Source organism: Enterococcus saigonensis, assembly GCF_011397115.1.
Lineage (GTDB): Bacteria > Bacillota > Bacilli > Lactobacillales > Enterococcaceae > Enterococcus_C > Enterococcus_C saigonensis.
On record NZ_AP022822.1, the window covers coordinates 1432226 to 1450018 of the forward strand.

Genomic DNA, 17793 nt, shown 5'->3' on the forward strand with positions numbered 1-17793 from the left:
TGACATAGCGTATTTCCTTTCTTCAAACTAAATTTTTTCAATCGGGGCAAAAGCTGCTAGAAGACGCTTAATTCCTTGTTCTGGAAAAGCAACATCTAACTCAATATCTTTTGAGGCACCATTTGCTTTCACAACAGTTCCGATTCCCCATTTCTTGTGACGTAATTTATCACCCACTCGCCACGCTGCTTGTTCACCGCCAGTGCCTTGTTTTGCACTCACACCTGAAATGGAAGGTTGTTGATAATTTCGTGTTGCTTGAGCCTTTCGACCAGAAAAAGGACGACTATTGGTAGGTTGTGCAACTTGACCGCTTTTTTGCAATAAATCTTCTTCAATTTCCTCTACAAAACGAGAGGGCCGATTGTATTGAGTTTTACCATAGAGTGTTCGGGTAAAGGCATTGGTTAAGTACAATTCTTCTTCAGCTCTAGTGATTCCTACGTAGGCTAAGCGTCGTTCTTCTTCAAGTTCGCTTTCTTCCATTAACGCTCGCGATAATGGAAATACACCTTCTTCTAAGCCGATTAAAAAGACAACTGGAAATTCCAATCCTTTAGCAGCATGAAGCGTCATTAAGGTAACTTGACTATTTGATTCTTCAAAACTATCCACGTCTGACAATAAAGCTAGATCATTTAAAAAGACAGATAATTTATCAGCCGCATTTTCCAAATCTTCGCTATTTTCTCGTTCATAATTTTTATCAAATTCCTGTGTTACAGTCAAAAACTCTTCCAAGTTTTCTAAACGATTTTGAGACTCCAAAGTATTTTGTCGTTTTAATTCATCTTCGTAGCCACTTTTTGCTAAGACTTCTTTTGTCAATTCAGTCACTGTTAAAAAGGAGCGCATTTTTTGAAAGTTAGCGATAAGTTCTGCAAAAGCTTCCAACTCTTTGCCAGCCTTACCGCTAATGTTAGCTAGTGCTGCATTTGTCGCCGCTTCTAAAAGCGAAAAACCATGAAGATTGCCAAATTGCCGTAATTTTTCTAGTGAAGTAGCACCAATACCTCGTTTAGGAACATTCACAATTCGTTCAAAACTTAACGAATCAGCTGGATTTGCAATGACTTGTAAATAGGCCAGAATGTCTTTAATTTCTTTGCGATCGTAGAACTTATGCCCTCCCACCATCTTATAGGGAATATTTGATTTCAATAATGTTTCTTCTACTACACGAGATTGGGCATTTGTCCGATATAAAATAGCAAAATCACCATAATCACGTTGTTGCTCACGACGTTTTTGTTGCATTTCACTTATGATAAACCGGGCTTCATCTCGCTCATTATCACCACGATAATACGTGATTTTTTCCCCTAAATCATTTTCTGTCCAAAGTTTTTTTTCCTTACGATTTTGATTATTTTGAATCACTTGGTTCGCAGCATTTAAAATATTCTGAGTCGAGCGATAATTTTGCTCTAATAAAATGACCTTAGCATCAGGATAATCTTTTTCAAAATCTAAGATATTCTGCATGTCGGCTCCACGCCAACCGTAAATACTTTGATCTGCATCTCCGACAACACATAAATTACGAAAACGCGCAGCTAACATATTCACTAATGTATATTGGGCATGGTTTGTATCTTGATATTCATCGACATGGATATAATGAAATTTGTTTTGATAATACTGTAATGATTCTGGATGCTCATTAAATAAGCGAATGGTGTTCATAATCAAATCATCAAAATCCATACATTCATTAACTCTTAGCTCTTGCTGGTACATGTCATAACAACGAGCAACTATTTCTTCAAAAAAAGCGCCCTGTTGTGCTTCATAGTCACTGGGGGTTAAAAGTGCATTTTTCGCATTTGAAATAGCTGCTAAAATAGAACGAGGATCATATTTTTTGGGATCGATGTTTAATTCTTTTAAAACACGCTTCATTAAGGTCAATTGCTCAGAGCCATCTATGATGGTAAAATTCCGTGAGTAACCAATATAATCTACCTCACGCCGTAATATACGTACACACATTGAATGGAAAGTAGAAACCCAGACATCTTCTCCACCAGCCGGGATAATCTTATTAACACGTTCTTTCATTTCTTTTGCCGCTTTATTTGTAAACGTGATCGCTAAAATATTCCAAGGATTCACTTCTTTTTCCTCAATTAAATACGCAATTCTATGCGTCAACACGCGTGTTTTACCACTTCCGGCCCCTGCCATAAGCAATAAGGGTCCTTCTGTTTTTTTTACCGCTTCTTTTTGACGAGGATTCATTCCCTCTAATAATGGATTGGGTGACACATAACAACATCCTCTCTAATTCAATCTTTTTAATTATAGCATTTTAGCTTCATTGGATAAATTGAAAAAGAAGAAATATTAGTTTTTTTATAAAACTGAATGAGCTAAAATTTAAGAACAATTTCTCGACCCTCAATATTTATTTGTTCTCCTTAAAAAAATCCGCTATGATAATAACGCAGTCTATTTTGACAAGTAGATGAATGAAATGGCGGGGTTAAAATGAAAAATTTTTTTGATACGTTAGATAAAACAAAAATAAAATATATCGGAAAGGGAATTTTAGTTGGTAGTTTGGCCGGGATAGTTGTAAGCCTGTTTCGCCTTTGCATTGAAAAAATTGGTGAATTACTACCGATTATTTATCAACAACTGAAGCTGCAACCTATTTTCCTTTTACCTTGGGGATTGTTCATGCTTTTATGTGCTTGGTTTGTGGGAAGATTGATAAAAAGCGAACCTAATATTAAAGGAAGCGGAATTCCCCAAGTTGAAGGACAATTAAAAGATGAGGTTTCTATTTCCTGGTGGTCAGTTTTGTGGAAAAAATTTATCGGGGGTATTTTAAGTGTCGGTACAGGCCTATTTCTTGGTCGTGAAGGCCCTTCGATTCAATTAGGTGCAAGTTGTGCTCAGGGTGTCGCCACAAAAATGAAAGTTGGCAAAAGCGAAGAAAAAATTTTATTATCTAGCGGTGCTGCAGCTGGTTTAGCGGCAGCATTTAATGCACCTGTTGCGGGATTATTATTTGTGGTTGAAGAAGTTCATCACAATTTTTCACCCTTGGTTTGGTTAACCTCTTTTGCCGCTGCCTTAATGTCCAATTTTGTTTCCTTAACTATTTTTGGACTCCAACCAGTGCTACATCTAGGTGATATTCCCTCTTTGCCTTTAAGACATTATTGGCTATTAATTTTACTAGGAATTGTATTGGGAATTTTAGGCCGCTTCTATCAAATTATTTTACTAGCGTTAGAAAAGTGGTATAGTTTTCTCCCTTTGCCATCTTATTTACGTGGTATTGTTCCATTTCTTTTAATCATTCCTATTGGTCTTTATTTTCCTTATTATCTTGGTGGCGGAAATCAGATTATCCTTGCTTTAGGACAACACTCACCCACGCTAATTGCTTTATTTTGTCTGCTTAGTTTACGTTTTATCTTTTCGATGATTTCTTATGGTTCAGGTCTTCCGGGGGGGATATTTTTGCCTATATTAACTTTAGGAGCAGTAATAGGCAGTCTATTTGCCAATTTTTCTGTGATTTTCTTTAATTTAGAACCAACCTTTATTAAAGATTTTATCGTAATTGCTATGGCTGGATATTTTGCGGCTATTGGTAAAGCACCACTAACTGCTATAATTTTAGTCACTGAAATGGTTGGTTCCCTCGTCCATTTAATGCCTTTAGGACTAACTGCACTCGTAGCGTATGTTGTAGTGGATATTTTAGGCGGTGATCCAATTTATGAAGCTCTTTTAGAACGTCTGGTAAAAGGCAAAAAGACACATTTAAGCGGACAACGAACAACGGTCGAAATTCCTGTTTTGGCTGGAAGCAAATTAGATGGAACTTTAGTCCGTGATTTTGATTGGCCTGACCATATGCTTTTAGCACTTTTACATCGGGGCGATCGTGAAATTCTCCCTCACGGCGATACCGTCATGAAAATGGGCGATACATTAGAGATTTTGACTGATACAACCCACGCTGGTGAGATTATTCGTAAAATTAACGAGCAAATATAAAAATAAATAAAAAAAACGTGAGATTCAAAGAGAATCTCACGTTTTTTTACTCTTGCGGAAATAAGTAAATCATCGAATACGGTGTACCCGAGAAAATGTTAGAAATCATATTACCCGCCAAAACTTGATGCCAGAATCGATTTTGATGACCATTATTCCCCCAAAAAATTCCGATATGACAGTCTGCACCATATTCTCCCCAACGTCCTTCGAGGTACAAAATGTCCCCTTTTTTAGCTCGCCCGCTTTTCAATAATGCGTTGATGGAGCCGTAAGTGTAATACTTGGAATTTTTCTTTAATGCATCCCGCCATAGCGTCGCATTAGCCGCACCGCCATACCCCAAGCGGGTAATGGGAGCTAAGTTTGCACCACTGTTACGCATCGCAGCTGCTACAAATCCCGTACAGTTCATGCCTTGTCCATATTGATTTGGACGTCCTTTTGGCTGCATAAAGACTTCTTGGTTACTAATACCACCATAACCTAGCCCTCTATAACGTGTACCAACGTAAAATCCATTTTTTTCATTAGCTGTTAGATGATTCAAAACACGGCTTCTAGAAGTTCCTAAATACGCAGCCACACCTTTTTTAATCCGTATTGCAGCACTATTAACATAGCCTATCCACTTCCCTTTAGCAGTATAAAGAGTATAATATTTCGCTCCGTTAAAATGTTGGTAATAACCACGAACTTGAACATTTTGATTAAAAACAGATGCTGTTGTTCCCCGTTTTCTAAAATTAAAGTCGTTGTACGTTGCGTAATTTCGAGAAATAACCACGCCGTCGTTTCCAAGTTTTTGATAGATTCCACCTTTACCGTTACCAGTTTTGGCACTAGCAGCATTTACATACCCCAACCATTTTCCTTTATTATCGTAAACTGTGTAATACCTTGCACCATTAAAATGTTCATAGTAACCACGAGCTTGGTATGTTCTTTTGTAGAGTGCCTTGGTTGTACGTAATTTTTTAAAGTCAAAATTACTGTACATCGCATAATTAGCACTAGTAAAGGTAATATAACGATTACTGCTTTGATAAATTCCACCTTTACCATTACCGGATTTCACAGTATCTTCTGGTACATAGCCAATCCATTTTCCTTTATTATCATAGACTGTATAATACTTTTTGCCGTTAAAGTGAAGATAAAAACCTTTAGCTTCATACGTTTTTAAATAGTATGAATTTGTTTTACTACGAAAGGCAAAATCAAAGTTATTATAAATATCACTATTTAATTTTACAAAGGTTACATATTGTCTGTTTGCTTGATAAATTCCCCCAGCAGTGGTTTCTTTTAAGACCTTCTGATCAACCATCCCAATCTTATTATTATTTTGATCGACTAATGTGATGTAACAAGTCCCATCAAAATCCATATAATATCCTGTCGCCTTCAGTGTTCTACGCAAGATACTTTGCGTAGATTTCGGTGCAGATTGAAAGTCTGAAAACAAAGCATTTTTTTGTTCTGTTGCAACAAAATACTTCTTTTGTTCTAAAGGAATCTCTGATCCTTGCGAGAAACTTGTAGCAATAACATCACCCACCAGCACATAACCGAGATTACTGCGACCATCAGAAATTAAATAATAATCTTGATTATTTAAATTGGCAGTTTCAGTAACACGGTAGGTCTTATTTAACCACTCTGCTTCGGGGGTTGTAAAAGCATTTAAATCAGCTAAATTTTGATAAATTTTTAAAGAAGAATGCTTATTTGTCAAAGTGACATATTCTGCTTTCAATAAATTATTCCGAGTTAACTTTGCCTTTTTGTGGAAATCTTCTTCTGATTGCACCACTGCACTTTGAATAGTACTTGAATCTGTTCTCTCGTCGATTAAAGTTGAGCTGCTCTCGTTTGTTTCTTCTGTTTTACTACTACTTGTGTCTATTTCGCTTGTCTCTATCTCATTTTCTGCAGAACTTTCCCCTGTAAAACTTTCTGAAGTTGAATCAATTGATTCTGCGGTTGTTAGTTTAGTTTGACTGCTAACACTGCTTTTTGTTTCCGCCAAACTTTCCGCTACCGCTTGCATCGGCACCACACCTTGCAAAATACACAATAAACCAAACCAAATCCCCAATTTTTTCATTTAAATGCACTCCTCTATCTGCTAGTTCCAAATTTTTTCTGCTACGTCTTCGTTAACATATACAGATATCTGTCCGCCATTTACTGGGAAAATACCGCGACCATTGTCATCCAAAACAACACTAGTATCATTGTTTCTCAAAACATCTACAAACGTTTTTCCAGCATGAATAGCACTAATTGTCATTTCTTTTTGATTAGCCTCAGAATCAGTTAAGATGACAGCAAAACCAGACAACTCTTTATCAAAATCTCCCGTATGAACCCAACCAATGCAGTTTGGATCATCAAAATAATCTATTTCATTACCATATGCCAAGTGTTGTCGGATTTTGAGAAGAAACTCAAGTTGCTCACCTACTGGTCCCACTTCTTGTGCTGGAATTCCGTATAAATCCCCCCAAAAAACAGTTGGTGTCCCAATTTTGCGCAATAAAATCAAGGCATAAGCATGAACTTTAAACCAACCATCAACCCAAGACTCCAAACTTTGGCCTATTTGCGTGTCGTGATTATCGACAAAAGTTACGGCATAGTCTGGTCTTGATTCAACTAAAGTCCCGGTAAAAATTTCACGTAAATCAAAGTTACCATTTCCCCGACTAGCTTGATAAAAATTAAAATGTAATGGCACATCAAATAAATAAATGAGATTCCCAGAAGAATCAATATAGTTTTCTAACTTATCTAGTTCATCTGACCAGTATTCTCCCACAACAAAAAGTGGCGATCCTTTTTCTTCTCGTCGTTTTAATAGCCAATCTACAAAAAAATCAAATTGAATATGTTTTACTGCATCCAAACGGAAGCCATCCACATTGGTTTGATCTAAAAACCATTTTCCCCACTGATCTAATTGCTCAATCGTCTCTTCAAACGTCATATCTAGATTACAACCCATCAAATAGTCAAAATTGCCATTTTCAGAATCTACATCTGAAACCCATCCTTTATCGGCGAGATTAAAAATCGCATGATCCTTATTGTGCACATCATAATCAACTCCAGAAAAATTACGCCATGTCCAAATATAATCATTATACTTTCCATTACGTCCTGGAAAGGTAAAACGCGTCCATGCCTCAATTTCTTCTTCATCACTAATTTGTTGATTGCGATCATCCCAACTATATTTAACAGCCGCAACCTTTTCTGTTTCATCCGCACCCATAAAGTGATTAAAAACAATATCTGCATACACTTCAATTTGATTTTCTTGTAATTTTTTTATCACAGATAGATACTCTTCTTTCGTACCGTATTTCGTGGGGACGGAACCTTTTTGATCAAATTCTCCTAAATCATATAAGTCATACGTGCCGTAACCAACATCATCTACTCCTGCGGAACCTTTGGCTGCTGGAGGTAGCCACAAGGCGTTTATTCCTAGCTTTTTAAAATAATCAATTTCTGCTTCTAAAGACTTCCAATGACTGCTATTTGCTTCTAGCTCCCACTGAAATGCTTGCAAGATAGTTTTATTCATTTTACCAACACCCTTCTACTTATGATTAAGCCAAAAAAGTTTACTTTTATCAATTGTTAACCCTTACACAGCAACAGTTTCATCATCATCACCGACTTTGTTGCTTCGTTTTGAATGTTTTTGACCGTTTATTGTTGAATTTGAAAGAAAAACATGCTACTATATGGTCGAAGGAGGAATTGTAAATGCTTACAGAAGAGAGACAACAAAAGATTTTGCAACTCCTAGCTCAAAATAATATCGTCAAATTGCACGAATTAACGAATCTGCTAGATGCCTCTGAGTCAACGATTCGTCGAGACTTACAAGAATTAGAAAATAGAAAATTGCTAATTCGAATTCACGGCGGAGCAAAACGAGTAGGGCAACACATCAGTTTTGAAGCAGACATGCAGACCAAAACAAAAGAAAACGTTTCTGCCAAACAAACGATTGCTAAATTGGCAGTAAAACAAATTGAAAAAGATGACGTTATCTATTTGGATGCTGGTAGCAGCACTTTAGAACTTATCCCTCTGCTGCCAACTGGAACGCCGTTGAAAGTCGTAACGAATTCTGTTAAACATGCAGCACAATTGATTGATTTAAATATTGATACCATTATCTTGGGAGGTGCTATTAAACTCTCGACCAATGCCACATTAGGAAACACTAGCTTAAAACAATTAGTTGAGTTTAATTTTAATAAGGCCTTTTTAGGCATGAATGGCATTGATTTAACTGCAGGTTTTACTACTCCTGATCCAGAAGAAGCTATTTTAAAGAAAATAGCTTTGCAACAAGCAGAAGAAGGATTTATTTTGGCAGACCATAGTAAATTCAACCAAATTAGTTTTGCAAAAGTTGCACCACTCGATGCAGCTACAATTCTGACGGATTACTGTCCTGAAGAACACGTAGAATTGTATCGTGAAGTCAAAATATTGGAGGCAAAAAAATGATTTACACCGTAACGCTAAATCCCTCTATCGATTACATCGTCCATGTGGATGACTTAAAAATTGGTGAAGTAAACCGAATGAAAAAAGATTTGAAATTACCTGGTGGCAAAGGAATCAATGTTTCTCGAATATTAAAGCGGAACAAAATTGAAAATATCGCCTTAGGGTTTTTAGGTGGTTTTACCGGCACGTTTATTTCCGACTGGTTAAATCATGAAAGAATTCAACAAAACTTCACCCAAATTACTTCAGATACTCGAATTAACATTAAGTTAAAAGCAAAAGCTGAAACTGAAATCAATGGATTAGGTCCTGACATTTCAACAAAAGATATTGGTGATTTAAAAGAAAAATTAAGCAATATTTCTAACGATGACATTGTTGTTTTATCCGGCAGTGCTCCTGCAAGTTTACCAAATGGTTTTTATCAAGAACTTGTTCAATTAGTAAAAGAAAATAAAGCAAATTTTGTCATTGACACAACTGGTCAAGATTTAATGGATGCTCTGGTTCATCAACCCGTATTAGTAAAACCAAATAACCATGAATTAGCCGAAGCTTATCATACTACTTTTAATACTGTTACAGACATCATTCCTTTTGGGAAAAAGCTACTGAAAGCTGGAGCCCAAAACGCCATCATTTCAATGGCTGGCGATGGCGCGCTACTCTTCACCAAAGATGGCGTTTATCAATCTAACGTTTTAAAACGTCCGCTAAAGAATTCAGTTGGTGCTGGTGATTCTATGATTGCGGGTTTCATTGGCGCCTATAGCAAAAATAAAGACGCAGTAAACGCGTTTAAATGGGGTGTTGCTTGCGGAAGTGCTACAGCATTTTCTGATGATTTGGCTCAAGCGGACTTCATTCAAGAACTATTAGCCGAAGTCGTAATTGAAAAAATTGCCGATTAATTTCTGGTAAAAATAAGCTGCTGTTTTAATACAAAGGAGGAAAAAAATGAATATCAATGATTTATTGATCAAAGATGCCATGATTATGGATCTTAAGGCCACTGACAAAAAAGGTGCAATTGATGAAATGGTCCAAAAAATGTATGATGTGGGTCGAATTTCTGACATCACGATATACAAAGACGGTATTTTAGCCAGAGAAGCACAAACTTCAACTGGTTTAGGCGATGGCATTGCAATGCCCCATGCAAAAAATAAAGCTGTTAAAGAGGCAACTGTATTATTTGCTAAAAGTAATGCAGGTGTTGATTACGAAGCACTTGATGGACAACCAACTTACCTATTTTTCATGATTGCTGCCCCAGAAGGCGCAAATGATACGCATTTACAAGCCCTAGCTGCCCTTTCTCGCTTACTAATTGATGCCGATTTCGTCGCCCAATTAAAATCAGCGAAAACACCTGATGAGATACAACAGCTATTTGCCAATGCAGAAGCAAAAAAAGAAGAAGAAGAAAAAGCAGAAAAAAAAGTTGCTGAAGAAGAGGAATTGAAAAGTTTTAATCGCAAATATATTGTGGCTGTTACAGCTTGTCCTACGGGTATCGCGCACACTTACATGGCTGAAGATGCCTTGAAAAAACAAGCTAAAGAGATGGGCGTCGACATAAAAGTAGAGACAAACGGTTCAGAAGGTATTAAAAATCGTTTAACAGCTGAAGACATTGCACGTGCAGATGGTGTCATTGTTGCAGCAGACAAAAAAGTTGAGATGGATCGTTTTGATGGTAAACATCTCGTAAATCGTCCTGTTAGTGATGGTATTCGTAAACCTGAAACTTTAATTAACGAAGCTTTGAGTGGTTCAGCTCCGGTCTTTAAAGGAGATGGTTCTGCTTCTAATAGTTCAGATGAAAGTGCCGATGGAACTGTTGGCCAACGAATCTACAAAGACTTAATGAATGGTGTCTCTCATATGTTGCCATTTGTTATTGGTGGTGGTATTGCCATTGCCCTATCCTTTATGATTGACCAATTTATGGGCGTTCCTCAAGATAGCTTAGCGCAACTTGGTAACTACAATATCCAGGCTTCTTGGTTTAACCAAATTGGTAGTGCCGCCTTTGGCTTTATGTTACCAGTCTTAGCCGGTTTTATTGCTTCAAGTATTGCTGATCGACCTGGTTTAATCGTTGGTTTTGCTGCAGGTGCTTTAGCCAATGCAGGTGGCGCTGGCTTTTTAGGCGCTCTAATTGGTGGTTTTCTTGGCGGTTACGTTATCTTATTCTTACGAAAACTGTTTAAAGGTCTCCCAAAATCACTTGACGGAATTAAGACTATCTTGTTTTATCCCGTATTTGGTCTTCTGATTACAGGTTTTCTAATGCTTATCATCAATGTACCAATGAAAGTGATCAATGATGCCTTAAATAGTTTCTTAACAGGTTTGAGCGGTTCTAACGCAGCTTTACTTGGAGCTTTACTAGCTGGGATGATGGCAGCTGACTTAGGTGGTCCAATTAATAAAGCAGCATATGTTTTTGGTACAGCAACGTTAGCTAATACAGTTGCTTCTGGTGGTAGTGTGGTAATGGCTTCTGTTATGGCTGGTGGGATGGTACCGCCATTGGCAATTTTTGTTGCAACACGTTTGTTTAAAAATAAATTTACTAAAGATCAACAAGATGCTGGTTTAACAAACATCGTAATGGGTCTATCTTTTGTTACAGAAGGATCAATCCCCTTTGCTGCTGCAGACCCACTCCGAGCAATTCCTAGTTTCATCATTGGTTCAGCAATTACCGGGGCTTTAGTGGGAGCAAAAGATATTTTGTTACTTGCACCTCATGGTGGTATTTTCGTAGTATTCTTGGTAAGTAATCCGATTTTATATCTTGTCTTTATTGCGATTGGCGCGATAATTTCAGGGATTGTTTTCGGCTTATTAAAAAAAGACGTTAATTAAAAAAGAAAAAAACCAACGATGTATGTAACACATCGTTGGTTTTTTTATGAAAACAATATTCTTTTACTATATCACTCTTCTCTACTCCTGATTTTTCTAATTTCCAACTTTACTTCTAATTGCCAATATTTGTATATACATAGACAGCTCCCAAATAAAATAATCACCAGAGCCAAAGGAATCTTCATAAAAAAATCCGGAAGCATCAACAATAATATTGTCAGTATACCTGTTGGTACCATATATTTTTTAAACAACAAATCTTCCATTTTTTAACCCCCTACATGACTAATTTCATTCGTATTTTTCATTGCCGAAAATCCTACAAAATTAACTCGCAAATGATTTTCGCCTTTTTTAATATCAAAATAAACCCGTTGTTTGCGCTTTTTCAATCGCGTAAAATGAACATCCTTCATTTCTTCTTTTAAAACTTTATAGGGTACTTTAGCTAGAAAATCATCTGGTAGATAAATAGTTAGAATAGCTAGATATTCGTGGTATCGCTCGTCTGTTACATTAATCTCTAGGTAATTTCGCAAATAGAATTCATATGCACAAAAACCTTCATCAAGAGAATATTGCGGATTTAAAACGAGATAATTCATCATTTTCATTCCTTGTTCATCAATCCAAGGAAAATAAGCTTGAGCATTTAATACGCCTTTGACACGTTTTTCTTGATAATTTCCATGAACAATATCGAATACTCGCGTTACAAAATGTGTCGCATTCTTTTTAGGCGTTGGTTGCAACCGATCATTTTGGTATTGTACTGTTTGAATAATGTTATCTGTGTATGCATATTCAATTAATGGTTCACGTAATATACCAACTCCATTATCCCAAGCTAATTGATCAATCCCCATCTGATCTCTAAATAGGCGCTGGTAACCCAAATTCAATTCCTCTTGCCAACGGTAGGGATCTTTATATAGCTCAACAAACCAAACATCTTCTGCCGTTTTGGTTACCTGTTCAACTTGCTGCACTTCTTCTAAGACAGCTAAGGGTATGATTTTATGGTAACGAGAAGTGAAGTAAATCCGCCAACAAGATGTCAGACAAAAGCCACGGTAAAAAATGTCGTAACCAGCAAATTGATTACAATCCACTACGGTTTCATTTTCTTTATTGCGAATTTTAGGTAATTTTTCAATTTCTGACAGGGGTTGAAAAACTTGCCGCATTTCAATTTCATCTGTATTATGGTATAAATACTCATCATAACTACGAATATAGCCGAATAAACCCCGCTTACTCATTTTAACTTCAATATAATTTAAGATCATTTGTTGATTAGTTAGGAAAATATCTTGTGAAATGAGATGTTTTTCCAACAGGTTTCCATCTACTAAATGAAAATAGGATTCATTGGGTCCGTTTTTTACAATAAACTCTAAATCTTCCTGTTCAGTTAAGTGATTCAAAAGATGATGGACTTTCTTTAAAGAAAAAGATTGTATTTTTTCGTGATTCACGATCATTTGCTCCGGTTGATATAGCAAACGAATAAAAACTAGCCAATCTTGTAAATGACGCTTAATCATCTGCTTATTTAAATTAATGTATTGAACTGTAATAAACATCTTATATGTTAGCTTCACTATCTCACCACCTTCTAATCTTTCTATAATTTCATTATAACCAATAACAGCTTTAAAAAAAAGCAAAAAGGAATCGCTTTTTCTTAAAAAAGCTATCAAAACATGTTAAACTCTAACTGGAGGTGGGATTTAGATGGGTTTGAAATTTGAACGCGATGATTCTTTAGATAAAATGTTTGATGATTTAGTTATCTTACCAGATAAGAAAGAAGAAGTTGATATTTCCCGTTTTTTAAAACCAGAAGCAAAAAAAGAACAAAACAAAAAAAGCAAAAAAACAGAGTCGAATCAAAAATGATTCGGCTCTATTTGATTGCTTGCTCAATTGCCTGCCAAGCTTCTTCTTTTCCTTCTTTGGTCACAGAAGAAAAAATGATGAAAGTATCAGATTTATCAAAATCCAAGGCTTTTTTGATGACGGATTCATGTTTATTCCACTTACCACGAGGAATTTTATCTGCTTTTGTTGCAACTACGATTACTGGTAAATCATAATACTTCAAGAATTGATACATTTGAATATCTTCTTGACTTGGTGCATGGCGTAAATCTACTAAAGATACTACCGCTCTTAATTGTTCCCGCTGGGTCAAATAAGTTTCAATCATCTGTCCCCATTTAGCCCGCTCGCTCTTAGACACTTTAGCGTAACCATAACCTGGAACGTCAACAAAGTGTAATGTGTCCTCAATTAAGTAAAAATTAAGGGTTTGCGTTTTACCGGGTTTAGAAGAAGTTCGGGCAAGATTTTTCCGTTGGATTAATGTATTAATAAAAGATGATTTCCCCACATTTGACCGACCTGCTAAAGCAATTTCGGGTAAATCTGTTTCAGGATATTGTTTTGGAGAAACAGCACTAATCACAATTTCTGCGTTATGAACTTTCATCTACTTCACTCCTTTAAATCAAGCTAAAAGCTGGGCACCAGTCCCAGCTTTTTCGTAATTTATCCCGCTTTTTTCTCAGCATAAATAACTTTTGGTGCACCAATGCCAGTGACAGCATCTTCAGTAACGATAACTTCTTTAATGTCCTCATCACTTGGTACGTCAAACATAACATCCATCATAATATCTTCGATGATTGAACGCAAACCACGCGCACCAGTATTACGCTCAATTGCCTTTGCTGCGATCGCTTTTAGTGCTGCTGGCTCAAAAGTTAATTCAGTCTCATCTAAAGCCATTAACTTTTTATATTGTTTAACTAAGGCATTTTTCGGTTCTGTTAAAATACGAACCAAATCATCATTGGTCAATTTATCTAGCGCGGCCATAACAGGCAAACGACCAATAAATTCTGGAATCAAGCCAAATTTTAATAAATCTTCAGGAATAATATGTTGCATGACACTCTCATCTTCGGCAATCTTTTTATTATTGGTACCAAAACCAATAATCTTCTCACCCATCCGATTTTTAACAATTGTTTCAATTCCATCAAAAGCTCCACCAACGATAAATAAAATGTTGGTTGTATCAATTTGAATCATTTCCTGATGCGGATGTTTTCTTCCACCTTGTGGAGGTACACTTGCTTCAGTACCTTCCAAAATTTTAAGCAAGGCCTGTTGTACACCTTCACCAGATACATCACGTGTAATCGAAACATTCTCACTTTTACGGGCAATTTTATCAATTTCATCAATATAAATTATCCCTTTTTGTGCTCTTTCAACATTAAAGTCAGCTGCTTGTAAAAGTTTTAATAAAATATTTTCGACATCTTCACCAACATAACCAGCCTCTGTCAAACTAGTAGCATCTGCAATTGCAAACGGAACATTCAGTGAACGAGCTAATGTTTGGGCTAGAAAAGTTTTACCAGATCCAGTTGGCCCAATTAAGCAGATATTACTTTTTTGTAATTCAACGTCATCTTCGCTACTTTCTGCATTTACCCGTTTGTAATGATTGTAAACCGCAACCGCCAAGGCTCTTTTTGCCCGGTCTTGTCCGATTACATAGTCATTTAAAATTGCTAGAATTTCTTTTGGTTTAGGTACATCGATGAATTCCCGCACTTCTTCATCCAGGAACTCCTCGTCAATGATCTCTTTGCATAAGTCGATACACTCGTTACAAATGTAGACCCCGGGACCGGCGACGATCTTACGAACTTCCTCTTGCGATTTACCGCAAAATGAACAACGTACAGTTTCATTTCCGTTAGTGTTGTCGTACATGGTCTCACCCCTTGAAAAATTTCCGCCCTCTTAACGAGTGATGGATAACTGATTTAAACAGTCTTAGACTATGATAGCATACTATTTGCGAAAGAAAAAGTAGTTGCTTTCATTGTAATTAAGGACAAACATTTTTTATATAATAATTTTAATATCTTTCACATCTGCAAATTAAAAAAGCTACCAGCTTGTGCTGGTAGCTTCAATCTTAGAAATTATTTTTCTACAGCTGTTCCTGTTACAAGTTCAACTGCTTTTTTCATTGTGATATCATGTTTTAGCATATCTTCTGTTAAAACACGTTTGATTTGATCAACTGGCATATTGTAAGCTTCAGATAATTCAGCGATTTCTTTTTCAACATCTTCTTCTGTTGCTTCCAAGTTTTCTGCTGCAGCAATAGCTTCAATCACCAAGTTTGTTTTAACGCGGTTTTCAGCTTCGCCTTCAAATTGTTTGTGTAAGTCTGCTTCAGTTGAACCAGTCAATTGGTAGTACATTTCAGGTGAAATACCTTGGCGTTGCATATTGTTTAAAAATTCATCCATTGAACGGTGTACTTCATCATGCACCATTACATGTGGTAAATCAAGAATTTCAGCATTTTCAACAGCCGTGCGGATCGCTAATTCATCCTTAGCATCTTCAGCAGCTTTTTCTTTTGCTTCGGTTAATTCTTTCATGTATTTTTCTTTTAATTCCGCTAAAGTTTCAACGTTTTCATCAACATCTTTAGCAAATTCATCGTCTAATTCTGGCAATTCTTTTGTTTTAACTTCATGAACAACAACTTTGAAAATAGCTTCTTTACCTGCTAAATCCTCAGCTTGATAGTCTTCAGGGAAAGTCACGTTCACTTCCACATCATCGCCTGCTTTATGACCAACTAATTGTTCTTCAAAGCCAGGAATAAATGAACCAGAACCTAATTCTAATGAGTAGTTGTCGCCTTTGCCGCCTTCAAACGCAACGCCATCAACAAAACCTTCAAAATCAATTACAACTGTGTCGCCATTTGCAGCTGCTTCGTCTTCTTTAATCACTAATTCAGCTTGTTGTTCTTGTTCTTGTTTTAATTTTGCATCAACGTCTGCTTCTGTAACACTACGATCTTGTTTTTCAACAGTTAAGTCTTTGTAATCGCCTAATTTCACTTCAGGTTTAACAGTAACTTCAGCTTTGATTACCCAATCTTGACCTTTTTCCATGCTATCAATGTCAATTTTTGGTTGAGAAACTGGATCGATTCCTGCTTCTTTAACTGCAGCTTCATAATTTTCTGGCAAAACAGCGTTCAATGCGTCTTCATATAACGCTTCTTCGCCATACATACGGTTAAATACTTGGCGTGAAACTTTCCCTTTACGGAAGCCAGGTACGTTTAAATTACCTTTTACTTTGTTGAATGCTTGTGTCAAGCCTTTTTGGATTTCAGCTTGATCGATTGAAAATGTTAATACACCATCATTGGTGCCAGTTTTTTCCCATTTTGCAGTCATGTGTTTCCCTCCGAATAAACTAATTTTACTATGAAATACTTTCATGCATACTTTTAAATATTACACTAAGCCTTGGGAATTGTAAACATTTTAAGGTTACTGAAAGTAAAAAAACTTTAGAAATTCTTCTGATAAATTTGCCGGATTTGTGCCTTTTGTTCAGTAATATCTGCAAAGTTCTGTAAGATTATTTTTGCTCTTTTGCTTCCCATCATGGCCTGGTATTCTAAAATATAACTTTCTCCCCACTTTTTGGTATCAGATACAAAAGGGACAAAAGGATAAGTTATAGCTAATTGTGCGTTTAACTCATTTAAACAAAACTCTGCCATTTGGCTGTCCTGTGCAGCAACTTCTGTTTCAAAGTATTTTTTCAATTCTTGATAACTCGCAACTTTTTCAGGCAGTGTTATTTCCATTAAATTAACAGCAGTAGCTTTTCCGTCCCAACTTGAACATGTAATTGTTTTATCACACTTTAACAAAACAAGTTCCTCTATCAAACGTGGACGTAAAAAATCATTTTTACTTTTTGGTAAAAAGTCTTGCATCATTGCGATAAATTGTCGATATGTCACCTGTCGCTGAAATGCTTCCCAATCAGCTGTTATGACGGGCGCGCCCTTTTCATCCCAACTATTTAGCCATTGTCGTTTTTGTTGTATATTTTCTGGATCTAGTAAATCAACGGCTGCTTCTAACTGATTCACTTGCTGAATGAATGTTTTTGTTTGTTCGTTTGTCAAAAAAACACTTTGTAAAATCAATTTTCTAGCTTTTAAGAAATGTTGATTCAACAATAAAATTCGCACGTATTTTGTTAGCGTTAAAGTTGTTTGCTGATACTCAATAATAAAATCCTGCGCTATTTGTAATGCACTTTCAAAGTCTTCGCACTTTAGTAACGCTTCAGTGTACAATTGATTAATTTCAAATGACATGTCCATCTCATATGCCTTTTGCAAATATCTAATACTAACTAAATATTCTTTTTCTTCTATCGCTTTTTTTGCTAATCGAATATGTCGTTTTAATTCGTCGGGGAAATCAATTTTTTCGCCCATCT

The 17793-nt window shown here is 36.3% G+C and carries 14 protein-coding genes; 5 read left to right on the forward strand and 9 right to left on the reverse strand.

Translation table 11 applies throughout. The annotated features are described in order from the left end of the window. Positions 1-27 precede the first annotated feature (27 nt). Complete coding sequence (gene pcrA / locus EsVE80_RS06760) at positions 28-2241, reverse strand: DNA helicase PcrA (RefSeq protein WP_173104145.1); 2214 nt, start codon at positions 2239-2241, stop codon at positions 28-30. Between the two features lie 249 nt (positions 2242-2490). Between pcrA and EsVE80_RS06765 the strand changes: the two genes are divergently transcribed. Beyond that, complete coding sequence (locus EsVE80_RS06765) at positions 2491-4017, forward strand: ClC family H(+)/Cl(-) exchange transporter (RefSeq protein ID WP_173103036.1); 1527 nt, start codon at positions 2491-2493, stop codon at positions 4015-4017. Between the two features lie 46 nt (positions 4018-4063). On the opposite strand, the gene EsVE80_RS06770 is transcribed toward EsVE80_RS06765, so the two are convergent. Together EsVE80_RS06770 and EsVE80_RS06775 are read right to left on the reverse strand one after the other, a co-directional pair. Further along, a complete protein-coding gene (locus tag EsVE80_RS06770; RefSeq protein WP_173103037.1) occupies positions 4064-6127 on the reverse strand; it encodes a hypothetical protein in 2064 nt (687 codons plus the stop codon). A 21-nt stretch (positions 6128-6148) separates the two neighbouring features. Further along, positions 6149-7612, reverse strand: coding sequence for an alpha-amylase (locus tag EsVE80_RS06775; RefSeq protein WP_173103038.1), 1464 nt, complete (start codon positions 7610-7612; stop codon positions 6149-6151). A 185-nt stretch (positions 7613-7797) separates the two neighbouring features. On the opposite strand from EsVE80_RS06775, the gene EsVE80_RS06780 reads away from it, so the two are divergent. Genes EsVE80_RS06780 through EsVE80_RS06790 form a run of 3 tightly spaced genes read left to right on the forward strand, consistent with a single transcriptional unit; the run spans position 7798 to position 11433 of the window. After that, the gene (locus EsVE80_RS06780) at positions 7798-8553 is read left to right on the forward strand and encodes a DeoR/GlpR family DNA-binding transcription regulator (protein WP_173103039.1); all 756 of its coding nucleotides are present in this window, start codon (positions 7798-7800) and stop codon (positions 8551-8553) included. Continuing rightward, positions 8550-9467, forward strand: coding sequence for a 1-phosphofructokinase (gene pfkB, locus EsVE80_RS06785; RefSeq protein WP_173103040.1), 918 nt, complete (start codon positions 8550-8552; stop codon positions 9465-9467). The genes EsVE80_RS06780 and pfkB overlap by 4 nt, the downstream gene beginning before the upstream one ends. 46 nt (positions 9468-9513) lie before the next feature. Next, positions 9514-11433: a PTS fructose transporter subunit IIABC gene (locus EsVE80_RS06790; protein ID WP_173103041.1), complete on the forward strand. Its 1920-nt coding sequence runs from the start codon at positions 9514-9516 to the stop codon at positions 11431-11433. 71 nt (positions 11434-11504) lie between these two features. Here EsVE80_RS06790 and EsVE80_RS06795 read toward each other — a convergent pair whose 3' ends face one another. Together EsVE80_RS06795 and EsVE80_RS06800 are read right to left on the reverse strand one after the other, a co-directional pair. Further along, positions 11505-11702 carry a hypothetical protein gene (locus EsVE80_RS06795; protein WP_173103042.1) on the reverse strand — a complete coding sequence of 66 codons (198 nt, stop codon included), beginning with the start codon at positions 11700-11702 and terminating at the stop codon, positions 11505-11507. Between the two features lie 3 nt (positions 11703-11705). Beyond that, positions 11706-13040 carry a hypothetical protein gene (locus EsVE80_RS06800; RefSeq protein ID WP_173103043.1) on the reverse strand — a complete coding sequence of 445 codons (1335 nt, stop codon included), beginning with the start codon at positions 13038-13040 and terminating at the stop codon, positions 11706-11708. Between the two features lie 133 nt (positions 13041-13173). Between EsVE80_RS06800 and EsVE80_RS06805 the strand changes: the two genes are divergently transcribed. Next, positions 13174-13338 (forward strand): SPJ_0845 family protein, encoded by a 165-nt coding sequence (locus tag EsVE80_RS06805; protein WP_173103044.1) that lies wholly within the window; start codon positions 13174-13176, stop codon positions 13336-13338. A gap of 7 nt (positions 13339-13345) precedes the next feature. On the opposite strand, the gene yihA is transcribed toward EsVE80_RS06805, so the two are convergent. The 4 genes from yihA to EsVE80_RS06825 form a co-directional block, all read right to left on the reverse strand. After that, entirely contained in the window at positions 13346-13930 is a 585-nt protein-coding gene (gene yihA, locus EsVE80_RS06810; protein ID WP_173103045.1) for a ribosome biogenesis GTP-binding protein YihA/YsxC, read from the reverse strand. Positions 13931-13989: 59 nt separating this feature from the next. Then, a complete protein-coding gene (clpX, locus tag EsVE80_RS06815) occupies positions 13990-15228 on the reverse strand; it encodes an ATP-dependent Clp protease ATP-binding subunit ClpX (protein ID WP_173103046.1) in 1239 nt (412 codons plus the stop codon). A gap of 215 nt (positions 15229-15443) precedes the next feature. Further along, positions 15444-16727 (reverse strand): trigger factor, encoded by a 1284-nt coding sequence (gene tig, locus EsVE80_RS06820; RefSeq protein WP_173103047.1) that lies wholly within the window; start codon positions 16725-16727, stop codon positions 15444-15446. 116 nt (positions 16728-16843) lie between these two features. After that, entirely contained in the window at positions 16844-17791 is a 948-nt protein-coding gene (locus EsVE80_RS06825) for a hypothetical protein (protein ID WP_173103048.1), read from the reverse strand. Between the last annotated feature and the right edge of the window lie 2 nt (positions 17792-17793).